The organism is Stenotrophomonas sp. a6 (genome assembly GCF_030913325.1).
Classification (GTDB): Bacteria; Pseudomonadota; Gammaproteobacteria; order Xanthomonadales; family Xanthomonadaceae; genus Stenotrophomonas; species Stenotrophomonas maltophilia.
Genome location: NZ_CP133161.1, coordinates 2,097,718 through 2,115,606, shown reverse-complemented (window position 1 = coordinate 2,115,606; position 17,889 = coordinate 2,097,718). Strand labels below are relative to the sequence as shown.

Sequence of the window (17,889 nt, the reverse complement as noted above, 5' to 3'; positions counted from 1 at the left end):
CCCTGGAAATGATCCGCCAGGGCCTTGGCGCGCCGCTGATCGTGCTGGCCCTGCTGGCCATGGTCGTGGTGCCGCTGGCCGCGCCGGTGCTCGATGCGCTGTTCACCTTCAACATCGCCATCTCGCTGATGGTGCTGCTGGCGGTGGTCTACGTGAAGCGCCCGCTGGACTTCACCATCTTCCCGATCGTGCTGCTGATCACCACCATGCTGCGGCTGGCGCTGAACGTGGCCTCCACCCGCGTGATCCTGCTCAACGGCCAGAACGGCCACGACGCCGCCGGCAAGGTCATCGCCGCCTTCGGCGAATTCGTGATCGGCGGCAACTATGCGGTCGGCATCGTGGTGTTCGCGATCCTGACCATCATCAACTTCGTGGTCATCACCAAGGGCGCCGGCCGCGTTTCGGAAGTGACCGCGCGCTTCATCCTCGACGCGATGCCCGGCAAGCAGATGGCGATCGACGCCGACCTCAACGCCGGTTTGCTGACGCGTGAAGAAGCCAAGCTGCGCCGCGAGGAAGTGCGCGAGGAAGCCGACTTCTACGGCGCGATGGACGGCGCCAGCAAGTTCATCCGCGGTGACGCCATCGCCGGCATCCTGATCCTGTTCATCAACATGCTCGGCGGCCTGGCCGTGGGCGTGTTGCAGCATGGCATGCCGTTCGGCGAAGCCGCTGCCACCTACACCCTGCTGTCCATCGGTGACGGCCTGGTGGCGCAGCTGCCGGCCCTGCTGGTCTCCAGCGCGGTGGCGATGCTGGTGACCCGCGCCTCGCGCTCGCAGGACATGGCCCAGGCGATGACCGGCCAGGTGTTCGGCCAGTACCGCGCGCTGGCGATCACCGCCGGCATCATCGGCGTGGTCGGCCTGGTGCCGGGCATGCCCAACGTCGCTTTCCTGACGCTGGCCGCTATCCTCGGCTTCATCGCCTGGAAGGTCTACCGCAAGGGCAAGGCCGCAGCCACCGACCCGGCAGCCGCCGGCAATGACGCGGCCGCACTCAACGCACTCGGCCGCCCGGCGGCACCTGCGCCGACCGCCGAACTGAGCTGGGACGAGCTGCGCCCGGTCGATCCGCTGGGCCTTGAGGTCGGCTACCGGCTGATCCCGCTGGTGGACAGCAACCAGGGCGGCGAACTGATGGCGCGCATCAAGGGCGTGCGCCGCAAGCTGACCCAGGACGTCGGCTTCCTGATTCCCTCGGTGCACATCCGCGACAACCTGGAACTGCCGGCCAACGGCTACCGCGTGCTGGTGCATGGCGTGCCAGTGGCCACCGCCGAGATCCACCCGGACCGCGAACTGGCGCTGGACCCGGGCAGCGCGCTGGGCACCCTGGAGGGCATTGCCGGCAAGGATCCCGCGTTCGGCCTGGATGCCACCTGGATCCAGCCGCACCAGCGTGCCCAGGCTGAAACGCTGGGCTACACCGTGGTCGACCCGGCCACCGTGGTGGCCACCCACCTCTCGCACCTGATCCGCGAACATGCGCCGGAACTGCTCGGCCACGAGGAAGTGCAGCACCTGCTGGCCAACCTGGCCAAGAGCGCGCCCAAGCTCGTCGAAGATCTGACGCCGAAGGCGCTGCCGCTGTCGGCAGTGGTGCGCGTGCTGCAGAACCTGCTGGTCGAGCGCATCCCGATCCGACAGCTGCGCAAGATCGCCGAAGCGCTGGTCGAACACGCGCCCAGCAGCCAGGACCCGGCGGTGCTGACCGCTGCCGTGCGCACCGCGCTGGGCCGCTTCATCGTGCAGGAGATCGCCGGAATGTCGGCGGAGCTGCCGGTGTTCACCCTCAACCCGCAATTGGAACGTGTCTTGCAGGAGTCCACGCAGGGCAACGGCGCCGCGCTGGAACCCGGACTCGCAGAGCGACTGCACCAGAGCCTGGCCGAATGTGTCAGCAAGCAGGAAGCGCGAAACGAGCCGGCGGTCGTGCTGGTACCGGGCCCGGTGCGCGCCGCGCTGGCGCGCCTGGTCCGCCACAGCGTTCCGTCGTTGTCGGTCCTGGCCTACAGCGAGGTGCCGGAGGACAAGCGCCTGAAGCTGGTCGGAACGATCAGCTGACGCCGCCCACCGATGCGCCAGAAAACAGACACCACCTTCGAACCAACGCAACAGACAGATACCAAGGGGAACCCGCACCGTGCAGACCACCGACCACCCGAGTTCTCCGACCGCCACCCCGCCGTCTTCGTCCCGTGACCACAGCATGAAAATCAAACGATTCGTCGCCGCCGACATGCGCTCGGCCATGAACCTGGTGCGCAAGGAACATGGTCCTGACGCCGTGATCCTGTCCAACCGCCGGATCGAGGAAGGCGTCGAGATCGTCGCCGCGGCCAACTACGACGAGAGCGCCGTGCAGCGTGCACTGGAAGCCTCGCGCCGTGATGTCGCACCGCCGCCGGCTCCCAAGCCGCGCACCGCTGCTGACGCGGTGATCGCCGCGGTCACCCGCCGCCGCAGCGCTGCCCCGGCGCCGGAGCCGGTGGCCGCCACCACCTCGGCCGTGGCCGCCCTCGCCCGTGCGGCCGTGGGTGCCACCGGCCGCACCTTGGACAGCGCCGACGAGATCGTGCCGACCCGCGGCAGCACCGGCTTCGCAGCCACCCTGGCGCGCGCCGCCGTCAACGAACCGGCGCTGCCCGAACAGATCTTCGCCCCGTTCGCCGAGGCCATCGTTGCACCGGGCCCGGCCGTCACCGCGCCGGCCAACCGCGCCCGCTTCCAGATCGACCCGCCGCACGACACGCATCACGAAAGCGTGCCCCCCGCCGTGCAGCCGCCGCCGCTGCCGGGCGCTGCCATGGCCGATGTCCAGCCTGACATCGCCGCCAGCGAAACGGCAGCGCTCGAAGCCGCCGGCGAAGCCAGCCCGGCCCCCATGCTGGCCCCGGCACCGACGCTGACCGTGGTTGCCCAGGACGACGCCGAAATCCGCCAGCTGCGCCAGGAAGTGGCCGGCATGCGCCAGGTGATCGAGCGCGAGATGAACCGCTTCACCGACGAGCGCCTGCGTGGCAGCCCGGTGCGCGCCACCGCGCTGGACCTGATGGACGAGTACGGTTTCGACGCCGGGCTGGCCCGCGACGTGGCCATGCAGATCCCGCTGGAGACCGAAGCCCATCGTGGCCGAGGCCTGATGCTGGGGCTGATCTCGCGCAAGCTGCCGATCGCCCCGGTCGACCCGCTGGAAGAAGGCGGCGTGATCGCCCTGGTCGGCCCGACTGGCGCCGGCAAGACCACCACCATCGCCAAGCTGGCCTCGCGCTTCGCCGAGAAACACGCGCCGCGTGACGTCGCCCTGGTGACCACCGACACCACCCGCATCGGCGCCCGCGAGCAGCTGTACGGCTACGGCCGCCAGCTCGGCATCGCGGTGCACGAAGCCAACAGCGGCACCGACCTGGACCAGCTGCTGGAACGCCTGAAGGACTACAAGCTGGTGCTGATCGACACCGCCGGGCTGGGCCCGCGCGACCGCGCGCTGGCCGCGCAGCTGCAGTGGCTGCGCGCCGCCCGCCAGGTACGCACCCTGCTGGTGCTGCCGGCCAACACCAGCTTCGGCGACATGGACGAGGTGGTCCGCCGCTTCGGCGCCGCCAACCTGCAGGGCCTGGTGTTGAGCAAGCTGGACGAGACCGGCCGCTTCGGCAACGCCCTGTCAGTGGCCGTGGACCACGCCCTGCCGATCACCTGGGTGACCGATGGCCAGGATGTTCCGGAGGACCTGCACCGGGCCAGTGCGGCCAATCTCGTACTTCGCCTTGAAGATTTGCGCCGCGCGGCCGATATGCCCTGCAACCCGGAGTTGAACCATGCCGTCGCGTGAGTACGCCAAGCTGACCAAGACCTTCCCGCTGTCGGCCACCCGCAGCGAGCCGCTCGGCCCTGTGCGCACCATTGCCGTAACTGGCGGCAAGGGCGGCGTGGGCAAGACGAATGTGTCCGCCAACCTGGCGGTGGCACTGGCCGGGATGGGCAAGCGCACGCTGCTGCTGGACGCCGACCTGGGCCTGGCCAACATCGACGTGATCCTGGGGCTGAACCCGACCTTCACGCTGGCCGACCTGGTCGCCGGCCGCTGCTCGCTGGACGACGTCATCGTCGAAGGCCCGAACGGCGTGCTGGTGGTGCCGGCCGCGTCCGGCCGCCGGCACATGGCCGAGCTGGCCCCGGCCGAGCACGTCGGCCTGGTCAACGTGTTCTCCGAGCTGGAACGCGAACTGGACATCATGGTGGTGGACACCGCCGCAGGCATCACCGACGGCGTGCTGACCTTCTGCCAGGCCGCGCAGGACACCGTGGTGGTGGTCTGTGACGAGCCGGCCTCGATCACCGACGCCTACGCGCTGATCAAGGTGCTGTCGCGCGAACGCGGCGTGGACCGCATCCAGGTAGTGGCCAACATGGTGCGCGACCCCAACGAGGGCCGCGTGCTGTACGAAAAGCTGACCCGCGTGTGCGAGAAGTTCCTCGCCGATGTTTCGCTGAACTACCTGGGCTGCGTGCCGCAGGACGACTGGCTGCGCCTGTCGGTGCAGCGCCAGCAGCCGGTGGTGAAGGCCTACCCGTCCAGCCCGGCCGCGCTGGCGATCACCGAGATCGCGCGTCGCACCGCACGCTGGCAGGCGCCGACCGAACCGCGTGGCGGCGTCGAGTTCTTCCTCGAGCGCATCCTCAAGCAGCGCGGGGTGGCCGCATGAAAGGCGCAGCCCAGTACAGGGAAGTCCAGCGCTCGGCGGCCAACGAGGTCATCGCCCAGCATTCGGACCTGGTGCGGCGCATCGCCCACCACCTGGCCGCGCGGTTGCCGGCCAGCGTTGAAGTGGACGACCTGATCCAGGCCGGCATGATGGGCCTGATCGAAGCGTCGCGCAGCTACGACGCCGACCAGGGCGCCTCGTTCGAGACCTATGCCTCGATCCGCATCCGCGGTTCGATGATCGACGAGATCCGCCGTGGCGACTGGGTGCCGCGCTCGGTGCACCGCCGTGCACGCGATGCCGCCGCCACCATCCGCCGCCTGGAACAGAGCAGCGGCCGCGCCGCCAGCGCCACCGAAGTGGCCGCAGCGATGGAGATGCCGCTGCCCGAATACCTGCGGTTGATGGAAGACGCCGCCCGTGGCCAGGTGCTGAGCCTGGAGTCGCGCATCGAGGACCAGGGCGAGCTGGACACCGTCGCCCAGGGCGGCCCGACCCCGCAGCAGGTACTGGAGCGTGGTGAGTTCGGCCGCGAGCTGGGCAAGGCCATCGGCCACCTGCCCGAGCGCGAACAGCTGGTGCTCTCGCTCTACTACGAGCAGGAACTGAACCTGAAGGAGATCGGCGCGGTGCTCGGCGTGAGCGAGTCGCGGGTCTGCCAGATCCACGGCCAGGCGGTGCTGCGCCTGCGTGGCCGGCTCAAGATTTTCGAGGCGGCGGACGCCGGCCTGGAAGAATGAACATGCCCGAGGCGGCTGCCCCCGGCCGCCCGGAATGAACAACAAAGGAACTCTGCTTTGAACAAGAACATGCGCATCCTGATCGTCGATGACTTCTCGACCATGCGTCGGATCGTCAAGAACCTGCTGGGCGATCTGGGCTTCACCAATACCGCCGAAGCCGAGGACGGGCATGCCGCGCTGTCGCTGCTGCAGAGCCAGCCGTTCGATTTCGTGGTCACCGACTGGAACATGCCGGTGATGACCGGCATCGAGCTGCTGAAGGCGATCCGTGCCGATGCCAAGCTGAAGACCCTGCCAGTGCTGATGGTCACCGCCGAAGCCAAGCGCGAACAGATCATCGAAGCCGCCCAGAACGGCGTGAACGGCTACATCATCAAGCCGTTCACTGCGCAGACGCTGGAAGAGAAGCTCGGCAAGATCTTCGAACGCCTGGCGGCCAGCGCCTGATGGATACCACGGTCGACAAGAGCGCCCTCGCCCTGCGCCTGCAGGAAGCCCTGGACGCACTCGAGTCCGGTGACGAGGCCGCCTGGCGGCAGCGCATCGACGGACTGGTCGCGCTGCGTACGCAGCCGATGATGAGCGGCCTCTCGCGGCTGGCCCGCGAGCTGGGGCAGGCACTGGGTGAGCTGCCGACCGTGCCCAGCGAGGCCGGTGAGCTGGACGACGCCTGCGCACGCCTGGACCACGTGGTGGCAATGACCGAACAGGCCACGCACCGCACCCTGGACCTGGCCGAGGAATGCCGCAGCCTGACCGAACAGCTGCGTGCTGAAGGCCTGCAGCCGGGCCAGGACGCGCAGCTCGAGCGCATCCGCCACAACCTGACCGAGATCGCCCTGACCCAGAGCTACCAGGACCTGACCGGGCAGATCATCCGTCGCGTGGTCGGCATCGTCCGCCGCGTGCACGAGGGCTTCGGCGCACTCGGCCTGCCGCCGGAACAGCATCGCACCGACCCGGAACTGGCCGGGCCGGCACTGAAGGGACTGGACCGCCACGCGGTCTCGCAGAACGACGCCGACGACCTGTTGTCGGATCTGGGGCTGTAAGCATGAGCGCGGTATCCGACGACATCACTGCCGACTTCATCATCGAGGCACAGGAAATCCTGGATCGCCTGGGCGAACAGCTGGTGTCGCTGGAGCAGGCACCGCAGGACACCGAGCAGCTCAACGCGGTGTTCCGTGGATACCACACGCTCAAGGGCGGTGCCGGCTTCCTTGGCGTCACCGCGATGGTCGAACTGTGCCACGCCGCTGAAGAGGCCCTGGGCATCGCGCGTGCCGGGCAGGCGGTGCTGCAGGCCCACCACTTCGACGCCGCCCAGCAATCGCTGGACTACCTGCAGTCGATGCTGGACGCCGTGTCCTCCGGCACCGAGCCAGGCTATGCGCCGCCGGACCTGATCGCGCAGTTCGACATGAACGGTGGCACTGCCGCGCCGGTCGCTGCGGCCGCCCCTGCGGCAGCTGGCAGCGACCTGATCACCGACGACGAATTCGAGGCCCTGCTCGACCAGCTGCATGGCGGCAACGCACCGACCGCGGTCGCGCCGGCCCGGAAGGCCGACGACGGCCTGATCAGCGAAGACGAGTTCGAAGCGCTGCTGGACCAGCTGCACGGTGGCGCTGCGCCAGGCGCGAAGCCTGCTGCCACCGTCGTGGCGGCACCTGCCGCTGCACCGCGCCCGGCGCCCGTACCGGCGCCCGCCGCCAAGCCGGCGGCCAAGCCGATGGCCGAGGCCGAGCACACCGTGCGCGTGGACACCAAGCGCCTGGATGCGATCGTCAACCTGATCGGCGAACTGGTGCTTTCCCGAAACCGCCTGAAGACCCTGCGTGCACGCCTGCGCGACGAGGAGCTGGACCGCGCCGTATCGACGCTGGACATCGCCACTGCCCGCCTGCAGTCGGCGGTGATGCGTACCCGCATGCAGCCGGTGGGCAAGGTGTTCTCGCGCTTCCCCAAGGTCGCCCGCGACGTCGCCCGCTCGCTGAAGAAGGAAGTGGACCTGGAGCTGGTCGGCGCCGAAACCGAACTCGACCGCAACCTGGTCGAAGCACTGGCCGATCCGCTGGTGCACCTGGTCCGCAACGCCATCGACCATGGCGTGGAAATGCCCGATCTGCGCGAAGCACAAGGCAAGCCCCGGATGGGCCATGTACGCCTGTCGGCGCAGCAGGAAGGCGACTACGTCAGCATCGAGGTGCAGGACGATGGCGCCGGCATCGACCCGGAGAAGCTGCGCGCGAAGGCGCGTGAGAAAGGCCTGATCGATCCGGAAGCCGCCGCCCGCCTGAGCAGCGAGGAGTGCCTGCACCTGGTGTTCCTGCCGGGCTTCTCGACCAAGCAGCAGGTCACCGACATCTCCGGCCGTGGCGTCGGCATGGACGTGGTGCAGTCGCGCATCCGCGAACTGAGCGGCCAGATCCAGATCCAGTCGGAACTGGGTCGTGGCAGCCGCTTCCTGATCCGCGTGCCGCTCACCCTCGCGATCCTGCCGACTCTGCTGGTGCAGGCCGGCGAGGACGTCTACGCGCTACCGCTGGCACGCGTGATGGAAGTGCTTCACGCGCCGCGCACCTCGCTGGGCTGGTTCGATGGCCGCGCCGTGCTTGATCGCCGCTCGCACACCCTGCCGCTGGTCGACCTGCGCCAGTGGCTGGATGTGACGCCGGCCGCGTCAACCCTGCTGACCATCGTGGTGCTGCAGGCCGGCGAAGCGCGCTTCGGCCTGGTCGTGGACCAGGTACGCGGGCGCGAGGAAGTGGTCATCAAGCCACTGCCAAAAGCCCTGCGCGGCCTGCGCGGTTATGCCGGTGCAACGTTGATCGGCGATGGTCGCATGGCACTGATCCTGGACGTGGACGGCATACGCTGAACGCCGCCGGGCATGGCCCGGCGACCCGAAAACTGTGACTACCGTCTGTACGCGTTCTCCCGGTGTCTCAAGTCCCATTCATACAAGCCGATACCGGAACCATGGATAGACTCAGCCTCATTGGACTCTTTCTCGCCCTGGCCTCGCTGGTCGGTGGCAGCATCCTCAAGGGCGCCGGCCTGGCGTCGCTGTGGTCGCCTGCGGCGTTCGTGATCGTCATCGTCGGCACCGTTGCCGCGATCCTGCTGCACACTTCGCCGGCGGTGTTCAAGCATGCGTTCAAGATCGTGCGCTGGGTCGTGCGCCCGCCGCACAGCGATCGCCGCGAACTGATCCAGCAGATCGTCGAGTGGAGCAACATCGCCCGTCGCCAGGGCCTGCTGGGCCTGGAATCCCAGGTGGAAGCGCAGCAGGACCCGTTCCTGCGCAAGGGCCTGCAGCTGCTGGTGGACGGCGTCGAGCCCGAATCGATGCGGCACATGCTGGAAATCGAACTGGGCAGCCAGGAACACCAGGACCAGGCCGGTGCCAAGGTATTCGAGGCGATGGGCATCTACGCGCCCACGCTCGGCATCATCGGTGCCGTGCTCGGCCTGATCGCGGTGATGAAGAACCTGGCCGACCCGAGCAAACTCGGCCACGGCATCGCCGCCGCATTCACCGCCACCATCTACGGCATCGCCTCGGCCAATCTGCTGTTCCTGCCGATCGCCGCCAAGCTCAAGAGCGTGATCTCGCACAACACCCGCGACCGCGAGATGGTCATCGAAGGCCTGATCTCGATCGCCCAGGGCGAGAACCCGCGCAACATCGAAACCAACCTCTCCGGCTTCCTGCACTGACATGGCCCGCCGCAAGCACCACGAAGAGCACGCCAACCATGAAGCATGGGCGATCCCCTATGCCGACCTGATGACGCTGCTGCTCGCCTTCTTCGTGGTCATGTACGCGATCTCCTCGGTCAACGAGGGCAAGTACCGGATCATGGCCGACGCGCTCACCGATGCCTTTGGTGGTGCGCCGCGCACGATCAACCCGGTGCAGGTCGGCAACAAGCAGGTGCAGGGCGGCGGCTGGGACAGCCCTTCGGTGATCAAGTCCGGCACCAAGATCGGCCCCTCCGCGCCGGCGCCGTCGCACGACCCGACCCTGCTGCCGTCGATGGCCTCGCAGATGCGCATGCCGGTCTCCGTCCACAACCAGGAACAGATCGCCCGTGCCGAGCGCCAGCTCAACGGCATCGCCGACCGCCTTACCGCTGCACTGGCGCCGCTGATCGACCGCGGCATGATCAGCGTGCGCCGCACCGAGTTGTGGATCGAAGTGGAGATCAACAGCGACATCCTGTTCCCCACCGGCTCGGCCGCGCTGGACGTGCACGCCCGGCAGACGCTGGCCAGCCTGGCCGAAGTGCTGCGTGACGTGCCCAACAGCGTGCGCGTGGAGGGCCACACCGACAACGTGCCGATCGCCACCGCCACCTTCCCTTCGAACTGGGAGCTGTCAGCCGGACGCGCAGCCAGCGTGGTGCATCTGTTCGCCGACCAGGGCGTGCAGCCGTCGCGGCTGGCAATGGTCGGCTATGGCCAGTTCCGCCCGCGCGAAGAGAACGACAGCGCGCAGGGCCGCAACCGCAACCGCCGGGTGATGGTCATCATCCTGGCTGACACATCGCACTCGGTGGATCCGCTGGGCCAGCGCCTGAACGCAGCCACCGGCGCCACCGACAGCACCGTCACCGAACAGGCCGCCGCAACTCCGGCCAGCGCCCCCACCTCCCCCATCGCACCGGTGAAGTTGCCGCCGGTGCCGGCTGGCAGCCGCGTCGGCGCCGCCGTTCCCCCGGCAATGAAGGAGTAATCCGATGCGCATCTGGGCAGTCGCCAACCAGAAGGGCGGAGTCGGCAAGACCACCACCACCCTCGCCCTCGGCCGTGGCCTGGCCGCCCTTGGCCATCGCGTGCTGCTGATCGACCTCGATCCGCATGCCTCGCTCAGCCGCGCCTTCGGCGTGCCGGTGGATCCGCCGCCGGCCGGCGTACTGGAACTGTTCGGCGCCCCGCCGGCCGATCTTTCCAGCCTGTGCCATGCCAGCAGCATCCACGGCCTGGACTACGTCTGCGCGCAGTCGGCGCTGGCCACGCTGGAGCGCCGCAGCGCCAACCAGCCCGGCCTCGGCCTGGCCCTGCAGAACGCACTGGCGCGTCACCAGGGCCAGCACGACTACATCCTGCTGGACTGTGCCCCCACCCTTGGCCTGTTGATGATCAACGCACTGGCCGCTGCCGACCGCCTGATCATTCCCACCCAGGCCGAGCCGCTGGCCCTGCATGGCCTGGACGGCATGGTCCGCACCGGCGAGATGGTCGAGCGCTCGCGCCGCCGCCCGCTGCCGATCTCGATCCTGCCGACCCTGTTCGACCGCCGCACCCGCGCCGGCAACGAATCGCTGCGCACGATGCAGGATCGCCACGGCACCCGCGTCTGGGAAGACGCCATTCCGATCGACACCCGCATCAGCAATGCCGCAGGCCTGACCCTGCCCAGCGCTGGTGAGGACTACCCGGGCCGCGGCCTGGCCGCCTATCGCCGCGCACTGAACTGGATCCTCGGTGAGGATGCCCGTGCCCTGGAGCAGGCCGCATGAACAGCACCGGCGTACTGGACGACTACCTGGACGAACTGCTGGGCGAAGCGATCGCCCCGGCGGCCGTCGTGCTGCCAACGCCGGACAGCGCCGCCCCGGCTCCGGACAGCACATCGGAACCGGAACGCGAGCCGACCTGGGATGACCTGCCGGCCGAGGTGATCTACGAAACCGACACCGTTGCCGCGGGGCCTGCCGTGGACAACGCCGCGCTCGAAGCCGCCTTCGAGGCGGCCACAACGGCCGAGCGCGAACCCACCTGGGACGATCTGCCCGCCGAAGTGATCTATGAGACGGGCACTGTTGCCGCTGCCCCGGCACAGGACGAGGCAGCACTGGAAGCCGCCTTCGAGGCCGCCGCAATGCCGGTCGCCGCTCCCGAGCGCGAACCGACCTGGGATGACCTGCCTGACGAGGTGATCCACGAGACGACCCCGGCCCAGGCCGGCCCGGAGCCCACCTGGGACGACCTGCCCGACGAAGTGATCTACGAGACCGACGCGGCCGACAGCCATCAGCTCGCCCACACTGACAGCCCCGGTCTGCAGGCTGCGTTCGAAGCCGCTGCGGGTGGCGAGGATGTCCCCACGCCGCCACCGGCCGTGGTTGCGCCCCCGGCACCGCGCGCTGCACCCGCGCCCGCCCCGGTCGCGCGTGCTGCCGCCGCGCCGCCGCCCCGCGTTGCCCTGGATGCCCCGGCCACCAACCGTCCCGGTACCTGGCAGGAGCTGCAGGCGCAGGCGCACCAGCCCGCCAGCAGCCCGCACCCGCAGAACCGCCGCGCCGGCGAGCGCACCTCGCGCTGGCTGCGCCTGCGCTGCGGGACCCAGGCCTATGCGCTGGAACTGCTGAAAGTGCAGGAAGTGGTGTTGCCGGTGCCACTGCTGCCGTTGCGTGGCACGGCACCGGCGATGCTCGGGATCATGAACCTGCGTGGCCAGGTGGTGCCGGTGATGGACCTCGGCCTGCACCTCGGCGCCGCAGCGGCAGAAGACGATGCCCAGACCCGCATCGTGGTGCTGGAAGAGGACGGCGAGACCATCGGCCTGCGCGTGTCGGCAGTGGAAGATGTCGCCAACCTCACCGATTCACAGATCGAACCCCCGGATACCGCCCGCATCTGCCAGATCTCCAATGATCTGTTCCGCGGCGTCGCCCGGGTCAGCCAGCGCCCGATGATCCTGCTGGACGCCACACGGCTGCTGAGTTGATCTGGAAAAAAGGGGACGGAGGGGATTAAGTCGCAAGTGGCTCGGCGCTTTGCGCCGAAGCGGTGCCTGTCGGGGACGCAAGGAGTTGATCCGTTGGATCAACACCTTGCGTCCCCACTGCGCGGTCGCCGTTGTCGAGGGGGCTGCAGTAGAGCCAGGTCGCTTGCGACTTGATCCCCGCCGTCCCCTTTTCAGCTGCGACCGCATCGACGCACCGCGTCGATTCCTCTAAAGAACCCCGCCGGGGTGCCGTTATGGATCACGGAACCGTTTGTCCGGAGCAACGATGAGCACTGTCGAACTGGGTGAGGATCTCGGCATCGAGAGCAGCACCGAGCTCAAGAACCGCCTCGCCCCGCTGGTGGCGCAGGCAGGCGAGCTGACCCTGGATGCAAGCCAGGTCGCCCGCATCCACACGGCCGCCGTGCAGGTGCTGTGTGCATTCGTGCAGGCCCGCCGCGATGCAGGCCTGGGCACCGGCTTCCACGGTTGCACCGCAACCTTCCGTGACGCCGCACGCCTGCTGGGCGTCACCCAGGCCCTGGGCCTGGACGTAACCCATGACAACCTGAAATCTGTGGAGAACGCTGCATGAGCGCACGTATCTTGGTGGTGGACGATTCGGCGTCGATGCGCCAGATGGTTTCCTTCGCCCTCACCTCGGCCGGTTTTGCCGTCGAAGAAGCCGAAGACGGCGCGGTCGCGCTGGGTCGCGCCAAGGGCCAGCGCTTCAACGCGGTGGTCACCGACGTCAACATGCCGAACATGGACGGCATCGCGCTGATCCGCGAACTGCGCCAGCTGCCGGACTACAAGTTCACCCCGCTGCTGATGCTGACCACCGAATCGGCCGCCGACAAGAAGTCCGAAGGCAAGGCCGCCGGTGCCACCGGTTGGCTGGTCAAGCCGTTCAATCCGGAACAGCTGGTCGCCACCGTGCAGAAAGTGCTGGGCTGATCGCCCCGCACCGCTCCCCTTCTTCGCTTCCGGACCACCACTGCCATGAGCATGGACCTGCAACGCTTCCACGCCACCTTCTTCGAGGAGAGCCGCGAAGGCCTCGACGCGATGGAGGCTGGCCTGCTGGCCCTGGAATCGGGGCAGCAGGACGCGGAGATCATCAATTCGGTGTTCCGCGCCGCCCACTCGATCAAGGGCGGCGCCGGCACCTTCGGCTTCGATGCCATCGCCGGCCTGACCCACGTGCTGGAAACGCTGCTCGATGAGCTGCGTGCCGGCAAGCGGGCCCTGGAAGGCCATGCCGTCGATGCCATGCTGTCCTCGGTGGATGTACTGCGCGCCCTGCTGCGCGAAGCCGAACATGGCCAGGCCGCAGACCCCGCTGCGGTCGCCGCAGTGAAGGCGCGCCTCGAAGCCGTTCTCTCCGGCCAGGCCGCACCGAGCGCGCCGGCCGCTGCCGCAGCCAAGGTGGACGATACGCCGGAAGCCTGGCAGATCGGGTTCACCCCGGCACCCTCGCTGTTCATGAGCGGCAACGACCCGTTGCGCATCATCCGCGAACTGGAACACCTCGGCTCGCTGCAGGTGGCCGCGCGCATGGAACGCCTGCCGGGCTTCGCCCAGCTCGACCCGCTCGAGGCCCACCTGGCGTGGGACCTGGGCCTGGTCGGCAAGGTGCCGCGCAGCAAGATCGAAGACACCTTCGCCTGGGTACTGGACGACTGCGAGCTGGACATCCGTCCGGCAGCGCCGCCGAGCCTGGCGACCCAGGCGCCCGTTGCTGCATCCCCTTCCACACCTGCTGCCGTCGTGCCGGCAGCGCCTGCTGCGCCTGCCGCCGGCGGTGCTGCCACCCAGGAAGCCGAAACGTCGATCCGCGTCAGCGTCGACAAGGTCGATGCGCTGATCAACCTGGTCGGCGAACTGGTCATCACCCAGGCCATGCTCAAGCAGGTCTCGCACGCGCTGGACCCGGTCCACGCCGAGAGCCTGTTCGCCGGCCTGGACCAGCTGGAACGCAACACCCGCGACCTGCAGGAAGCGGTGATCGGCGTTCGCATGCTGCCGGTCGACGCGGTGTTCCGCCGCTTCCCGCGCCTGGTCCGCGACCTGTCCAGCCGCCTCGGCAAGCAGGTGCGCCTGCGCACCGTCGGCGAGGGCACCGAGCTGGACAAGGGGCTGATCGAAAAGATCGCCGATCCACTGGTGCACCTGGTGCGCAACTCGATCGACCACGGCCTGGAAATGCCCGACGTGCGTCGCGGCGCGGGCAAGGACGAAACCGGCACGATCACCCTGGCCGCTTCGCACCAGGGCGGCCATATCGTCATTGAAGTGAGCGACGACGGCCGCGGCCTGGATCGCGCCAAGATCCTGGCCAAGGCCACCGAACGCGGCCTGGCCGTACCGGACAACCCGACCGATTCGCAGGTCTGGGACCTGATCTTCCAGCCAGGCTTCTCCACTGCCGATGCGGTCACCGACCTGTCCGGGCGTGGCGTCGGCATGGACGTGGTTCGCCGCAACATCCAGGCACTGGGCGGTGAGGTCCAGATCGAAAGCAGCCTGGGTACTGGCACCCGCACGCTGATCCGCCTGCCGCTGACCCTGGCCATCCTCGACGGCATGACCGTGGCGGTTGCCGGCGAAACCCTGATCCTGCCGCTGGCCTATGTGCTTGAGGCGTTGCAGCCGCAGGCCGAGGACATTCGCAGCATGGCCGGCGAAGGCCGCGTGCTGCGCGTACGTGGCGAGTACCTGCCGATCCTCTCGCTGAGCGAGTACTACGGCTACGGCAACCGTGCGCCGGGCAGTGAATCGCTGGTGGTCGTGGTCGAAGGCGATGGCCAGAAGATCGCACTGGAAGTGGATGAACTGGTCGGCCAGCAGCAGGTGGTGGTGAAGAACATCGAGAACAACTACCGCCGTATCGGCGGGGTGTCCGGTGCCACCATCCTTGGCGACGGCCGCGTCGCGTTGATCGTCGACATTGGCGGACTGGTGCGCTCGTTGCGGATGCCGCAGGCCGCCTGATCCACGCTGCATGCGTGTACTGGACCGCCGCCCTTCGGGGCGGCGGTTTTTGTTTGTGCGCGCTCTACCAAGGGGGTCGGATCCCTTTCCGCAGGAAAGAGCTCCGACCCCATCCCTTCTGTGAACTCCGTCGCCATGGTGGTTGCGGGCGCAACTACTTCATCCAAGCGAAAGCACGCCGCTGCAACGCTTTCGCGCTGTCATCCCTACGCAACCGAATGTGATCTGCGTCCATAAAGTCCACGCGGACGGCGCCGTTATTTCGCAATGACGGTCGTCACCGAACCCCACCGGGCACCCCCGTTCGCTCTGCAACCACCCCCGAACCGGCGCACAGACGCCGGCACTCTGCCCACCTGGAGCACCCTGCATGAAGTGGTTCCAAGATCTGCCCATCGCCCGCAAGCTGGCCGTGGGGTTCACCCTCACCACCTTGATGACCGTCGTACTGGGCGCCTTCGCCCTGGTCCGCCTGTCCGAGGCCAACGCGCAGTTGAGCGCGATGGCCTCCAACGATATTCCGTCCGTGCAGTACCTCGGCGAAGTGCGCTCGCAGCTGGGTGAGTTCCGCACCTATGAGCTGGCCCAGCTGAGCATGCTGGACCAGCCCGAGAAGGTGGCCGACTACAACAAGCGCATGGATGACACCGCCGCCGTTGTGCGCGAACAGCTGGCCGCATACGCCAAGCTGCCGGCCGGCGCCAAGGAACGCGAGCTCTACCGCGCCGTGCAGGCCGACGTCGATGGCTACTTCGCAGCCAATGCCAAGCTGCGCGAAGCGGCCACCGCCGGCGATGGCGTCGTCGCACGGCAGATCTCCGACGACCAGTCGCGCCCGCTGCGCCGCAAGGCCTTTGAAGACCTCAAGGCACTGGGCGCGTACAGCAGCTCGCTGATGCAGGGCAAGATCGACAACGCCAATGCCACCCACCGCAACAGCATGCTGGCGATCATTGCCGCCGTCGTATTGCTGGTTGTGGTCGCCGCAACACTGGCGGTGGTCATCTCGCGCGCCGTGACCGGCCCCCTCGGCAAGGCCGTGAACGCCATCCAGGCCGTCGCACGCGGCGACCTCAGCGTCACCACCCAGAGCACCGGCAAGGACGAGGCTGGCCGCATGCTGGCGGCCACCGCCGACATGACCGCGATGCTGCGCCGCTTCAGCGAACAGACCCAGCTGATGGCACAGATGCATGCCGGCCCGGACATCAGCCACCGTATTCCGGAAGACTTCCCGGGCGTCTACGGCCAGCTGGCCAGCGGCATCAACACGGTGATCTTCGAACACCTCGATGCGATCGTCGATGCCATTGAAGTGCTCAACCAGTACGCCATCGGCAACCTCGCCCCGGACGCCCGCCGCCTGCCCGGCAGCCGCGCGATCCTGCACGAGTCGATGGACGCGGCCAAGGCCAGCCTGCTGGCCATCAACACGCAGATCCAGCAGCTGGCCTCGGCCGCCGCCGCCGGCGACTTCAGCCAGCGCGGTGATGCGCAGCGTTTCGATCACGATTTCCGCGTGATGATCGAGCAGCTCAACAGCATGATGCAGGTGGCCGACGGCAACCTCGGCCAGCTCTCGCAGCTGCTGCAGTCGATCGCCGCCGGCGACCTGACCGCACGCATGGACGGCCAGTTCAACGGCGTGTTCGCGCGCATGCGTGACGACGCCAACACCACCGTCGCACAGCTGACCCAGATCGTCGGCCAGATCCAGGCCAGTGCCTCCAGCATCACCTTGGCCGCTGGCGAGATCGCGTCCGGCAACAGCGACCTGTCGCGCCGTACCGAGCAGCAGGCCGCCAACCTGGAAGAGACCGCCGCCTCGATGGAGGAACTGACCTCCACCGTGCGCCAGAACGCCGAGCACGCCCGCCAGGCCAACCAGCTCGCCATCGGCGCGCATGGCGTCGCTTCGCAGGGCGGCGAGGTGGTCGGCCAGGTGGTCACCACCATGTCGGCCATCGAAGCCTCGTCGAAGAAGATCGCCGAGATCATCTCCGTCATCGACGGCATCGCGTTCCAGACCAACATCCTGGCGCTGAACGCCGCAGTGGAAGCCGCGCGTGCCGGTGAACAGGGCCGTGGTTTCGCCGTGGTCGCCAGCGAAGTGCGTACCCTCGCCCAGCGTTCGGCTGCGGCGGCCAAGGAGATCAAGGGCCTGATCGATGATTCGGTCGGCAAGGTCGCCGAAGGCTCCAGCCTGGTGCACCAGGCCGGCAGCACCATGGGCGAGATCGTCGCCTCGGTGCAGCGCGTGACCGACATCATGGCCGAGATCTCCGCCGCTTCGCAGGAACAGTCGGCCGGCATCGAGCAGGTCAACCAGACCGTGGTGCAGATGGACGAAACCACGCAGCAGAATGCCGCGCTGGTGGAGGAAGCGACTGCTGCGGCGCGCGCCATGGAAGACCAGGCCGTGCAGCTGGGCGAAGCCGTGGCGCGCTTCCGGCTGGCATCGCAGGGCGTCGCCGCTGCGCCGGCACGCTTGGCAAATGCACCGCAGCCACGTCAGGTCGCGGCCGCCCTGCCCGTCACCAAGGCAGCACCGACACGGCCGCTGCGGGCGTCGGCCGCCCAGCCGGCGCTGGCTGCCGAGGGTGATTGGCAGGAGTTCTGACCCCACGCAGAAAGCATCCGCCCATGGGGTGGATGCACCAGCATGGCGGGCCACGGGGCCAGATCCCTTTCCCACGGGA

General features: G+C 68.3%; 14 protein-coding genes and 1 pseudogene. All 15 read left to right on the top strand.

Going from position 1 to position 17,889, the window contains the following annotated elements; translation table 11 throughout:
• The first annotated feature begins 8 nt into the window (after positions 1–8).
• The 15 genes and pseudogenes from flhA to Q9Q79_RS09730 all read left to right on the top strand — a co-directional run bounded on the left by flhA (position 9) and on the right by Q9Q79_RS09730 (position 17,810).
• Positions 9–2,069: a flagellar biosynthesis protein FlhA gene (gene flhA / locus Q9Q79_RS09800; RefSeq protein ID WP_169449112.1), complete on the top strand. Its 2,061-nt coding sequence runs from the start codon at positions 9–11 to the stop codon at positions 2,067–2,069.
• A gap of 145 nt (positions 2,070–2,214) precedes the next feature.
• Positions 2,215–3,837 carry a flagellar biosynthesis protein FlhF gene (gene flhF / locus Q9Q79_RS09795; protein ID WP_164173460.1) on the top strand — a complete coding sequence of 541 codons (1,623 nt, stop codon included), beginning with the start codon at positions 2,215–2,217 and terminating at the stop codon, positions 3,835–3,837.
• Positions 3,824–4,711, top strand: coding sequence for a P-loop NTPase (locus Q9Q79_RS09790; RefSeq protein ID WP_005409532.1), 888 nt, complete (start codon positions 3,824–3,826; stop codon positions 4,709–4,711). Before flhF ends, Q9Q79_RS09790 begins: the two co-directional genes overlap by 14 nt.
• A complete protein-coding gene (locus Q9Q79_RS09785; RefSeq protein WP_005413248.1) occupies positions 4,708–5,451 on the top strand; it encodes an RNA polymerase sigma factor FliA in 744 nt (247 codons plus the stop codon). The genes Q9Q79_RS09790 and Q9Q79_RS09785 overlap by 4 nt, the downstream gene beginning before the upstream one ends.
• Positions 5,452–5,508: 57 nt before the next feature.
• Positions 5,509–5,901: a chemotaxis response regulator CheY gene (gene cheY, locus Q9Q79_RS09780; protein WP_005413247.1), complete on the top strand. Its 393-nt coding sequence runs from the start codon at positions 5,509–5,511 to the stop codon at positions 5,899–5,901.
• Complete coding sequence (locus tag Q9Q79_RS09775) at positions 5,901–6,506, top strand: protein phosphatase CheZ (RefSeq protein ID WP_010482455.1); 606 nt, start codon at positions 5,901–5,903, stop codon at positions 6,504–6,506. The genes cheY and Q9Q79_RS09775 overlap by 1 nt, the downstream gene beginning before the upstream one ends.
• A gap of 2 nt (positions 6,507–6,508) precedes the next feature.
• On the top strand, positions 6,509–8,338 hold the full coding sequence (locus tag Q9Q79_RS09770) for a chemotaxis protein CheA (RefSeq protein WP_100438500.1): 1,830 nt from the start codon (positions 6,509–6,511) through the stop codon (positions 8,336–8,338).
• Between the two features lie 101 nt (positions 8,339–8,439).
• On the top strand, positions 8,440–9,180 hold the full coding sequence (locus Q9Q79_RS09765; protein ID WP_005409527.1) for a flagellar motor protein: 741 nt from the start codon (positions 8,440–8,442) through the stop codon (positions 9,178–9,180).
• Between the two features lies 1 nt (position 9,181).
• Positions 9,182–10,027, top strand: a pseudogene (motD, locus tag Q9Q79_RS09760) (flagellar motor protein MotD); the annotation flags it as partial.
• 175 nt (positions 10,028–10,202) lie between these two features.
• Positions 10,203–10,985 (top strand): ParA family protein, encoded by a 783-nt coding sequence (locus Q9Q79_RS09755; RefSeq protein WP_099484538.1) that lies wholly within the window; start codon positions 10,203–10,205, stop codon positions 10,983–10,985.
• On the top strand, positions 10,982–12,196 hold the full coding sequence (locus Q9Q79_RS09750; RefSeq protein ID WP_012480095.1) for a chemotaxis protein CheW: 1,215 nt from the start codon (positions 10,982–10,984) through the stop codon (positions 12,194–12,196). Before Q9Q79_RS09755 ends, Q9Q79_RS09750 begins: the two co-directional genes overlap by 4 nt.
• Before the next feature lie 286 nt (positions 12,197–12,482).
• The gene (locus Q9Q79_RS09745) at positions 12,483–12,791 is read left to right on the top strand and encodes an STAS domain-containing protein (RefSeq protein ID WP_012480094.1); all 309 of its coding nucleotides are present in this window, start codon (positions 12,483–12,485) and stop codon (positions 12,789–12,791) included.
• Complete coding sequence (locus Q9Q79_RS09740) at positions 12,788–13,153, top strand: response regulator (RefSeq protein ID WP_005409521.1); 366 nt, start codon at positions 12,788–12,790, stop codon at positions 13,151–13,153. The genes Q9Q79_RS09745 and Q9Q79_RS09740 overlap by 4 nt, the downstream gene beginning before the upstream one ends.
• A gap of 45 nt (positions 13,154–13,198) precedes the next feature.
• On the top strand, positions 13,199–15,190 hold the full coding sequence (locus Q9Q79_RS09735) for a chemotaxis protein CheA (RefSeq protein WP_005409520.1): 1,992 nt from the start codon (positions 13,199–13,201) through the stop codon (positions 15,188–15,190).
• A gap of 370 nt (positions 15,191–15,560) precedes the next feature.
• Complete coding sequence (locus Q9Q79_RS09730; RefSeq protein WP_201864111.1) at positions 15,561–17,810, top strand: methyl-accepting chemotaxis protein; 2,250 nt, start codon at positions 15,561–15,563, stop codon at positions 17,808–17,810.
• Positions 17,811–17,889 lie beyond the last annotated feature (79 nt).

Excerpts from the sequence above, each read along its gene's own strand:
- flhA (WP_169449112.1), top strand. The coding sequence starts at position 9 with ATGATCCGCCAGGGCCTTGGCGCGCCGCTGATCGTGCTGGCCCTGCTG.
- flhF (WP_164173460.1), top strand. The coding sequence starts at position 2,215 with ATGAAAATCAAACGATTCGTCGCCGCCGACATGCGCTCGGCCATGAAC.
- Q9Q79_RS09790 (WP_005409532.1), top strand. The coding sequence starts at position 3,824 with ATGCCGTCGCGTGAGTACGCCAAGCTGACCAAGACCTTCCCGCTGTCG.
- Q9Q79_RS09785 (WP_005413248.1), top strand. The coding sequence starts at position 4,708 with ATGAAAGGCGCAGCCCAGTACAGGGAAGTCCAGCGCTCGGCGGCCAAC.
- Q9Q79_RS09775 (WP_010482455.1), top strand. The coding sequence starts at position 5,901 with ATGGATACCACGGTCGACAAGAGCGCCCTCGCCCTGCGCCTGCAGGAA.
- Q9Q79_RS09770 (WP_100438500.1), top strand. The coding sequence starts at position 6,509 with ATGAGCGCGGTATCCGACGACATCACTGCCGACTTCATCATCGAGGCA.
- Q9Q79_RS09765 (WP_005409527.1), top strand. The coding sequence starts at position 8,440 with ATGGATAGACTCAGCCTCATTGGACTCTTTCTCGCCCTGGCCTCGCTG.
- Q9Q79_RS09755 (WP_099484538.1), top strand. The coding sequence starts at position 10,203 with ATGCGCATCTGGGCAGTCGCCAACCAGAAGGGCGGAGTCGGCAAGACC.
- Q9Q79_RS09750 (WP_012480095.1), top strand. The coding sequence starts at position 10,982 with ATGAACAGCACCGGCGTACTGGACGACTACCTGGACGAACTGCTGGGC.
- Q9Q79_RS09745 (WP_012480094.1), top strand. The coding sequence starts at position 12,483 with ATGAGCACTGTCGAACTGGGTGAGGATCTCGGCATCGAGAGCAGCACC.
- Q9Q79_RS09740 (WP_005409521.1), top strand. The coding sequence starts at position 12,788 with ATGAGCGCACGTATCTTGGTGGTGGACGATTCGGCGTCGATGCGCCAG.
- Q9Q79_RS09735 (WP_005409520.1), top strand. The coding sequence starts at position 13,199 with ATGAGCATGGACCTGCAACGCTTCCACGCCACCTTCTTCGAGGAGAGC.
- Q9Q79_RS09730 (WP_201864111.1), top strand. The coding sequence starts at position 15,561 with ATGAAGTGGTTCCAAGATCTGCCCATCGCCCGCAAGCTGGCCGTGGGG.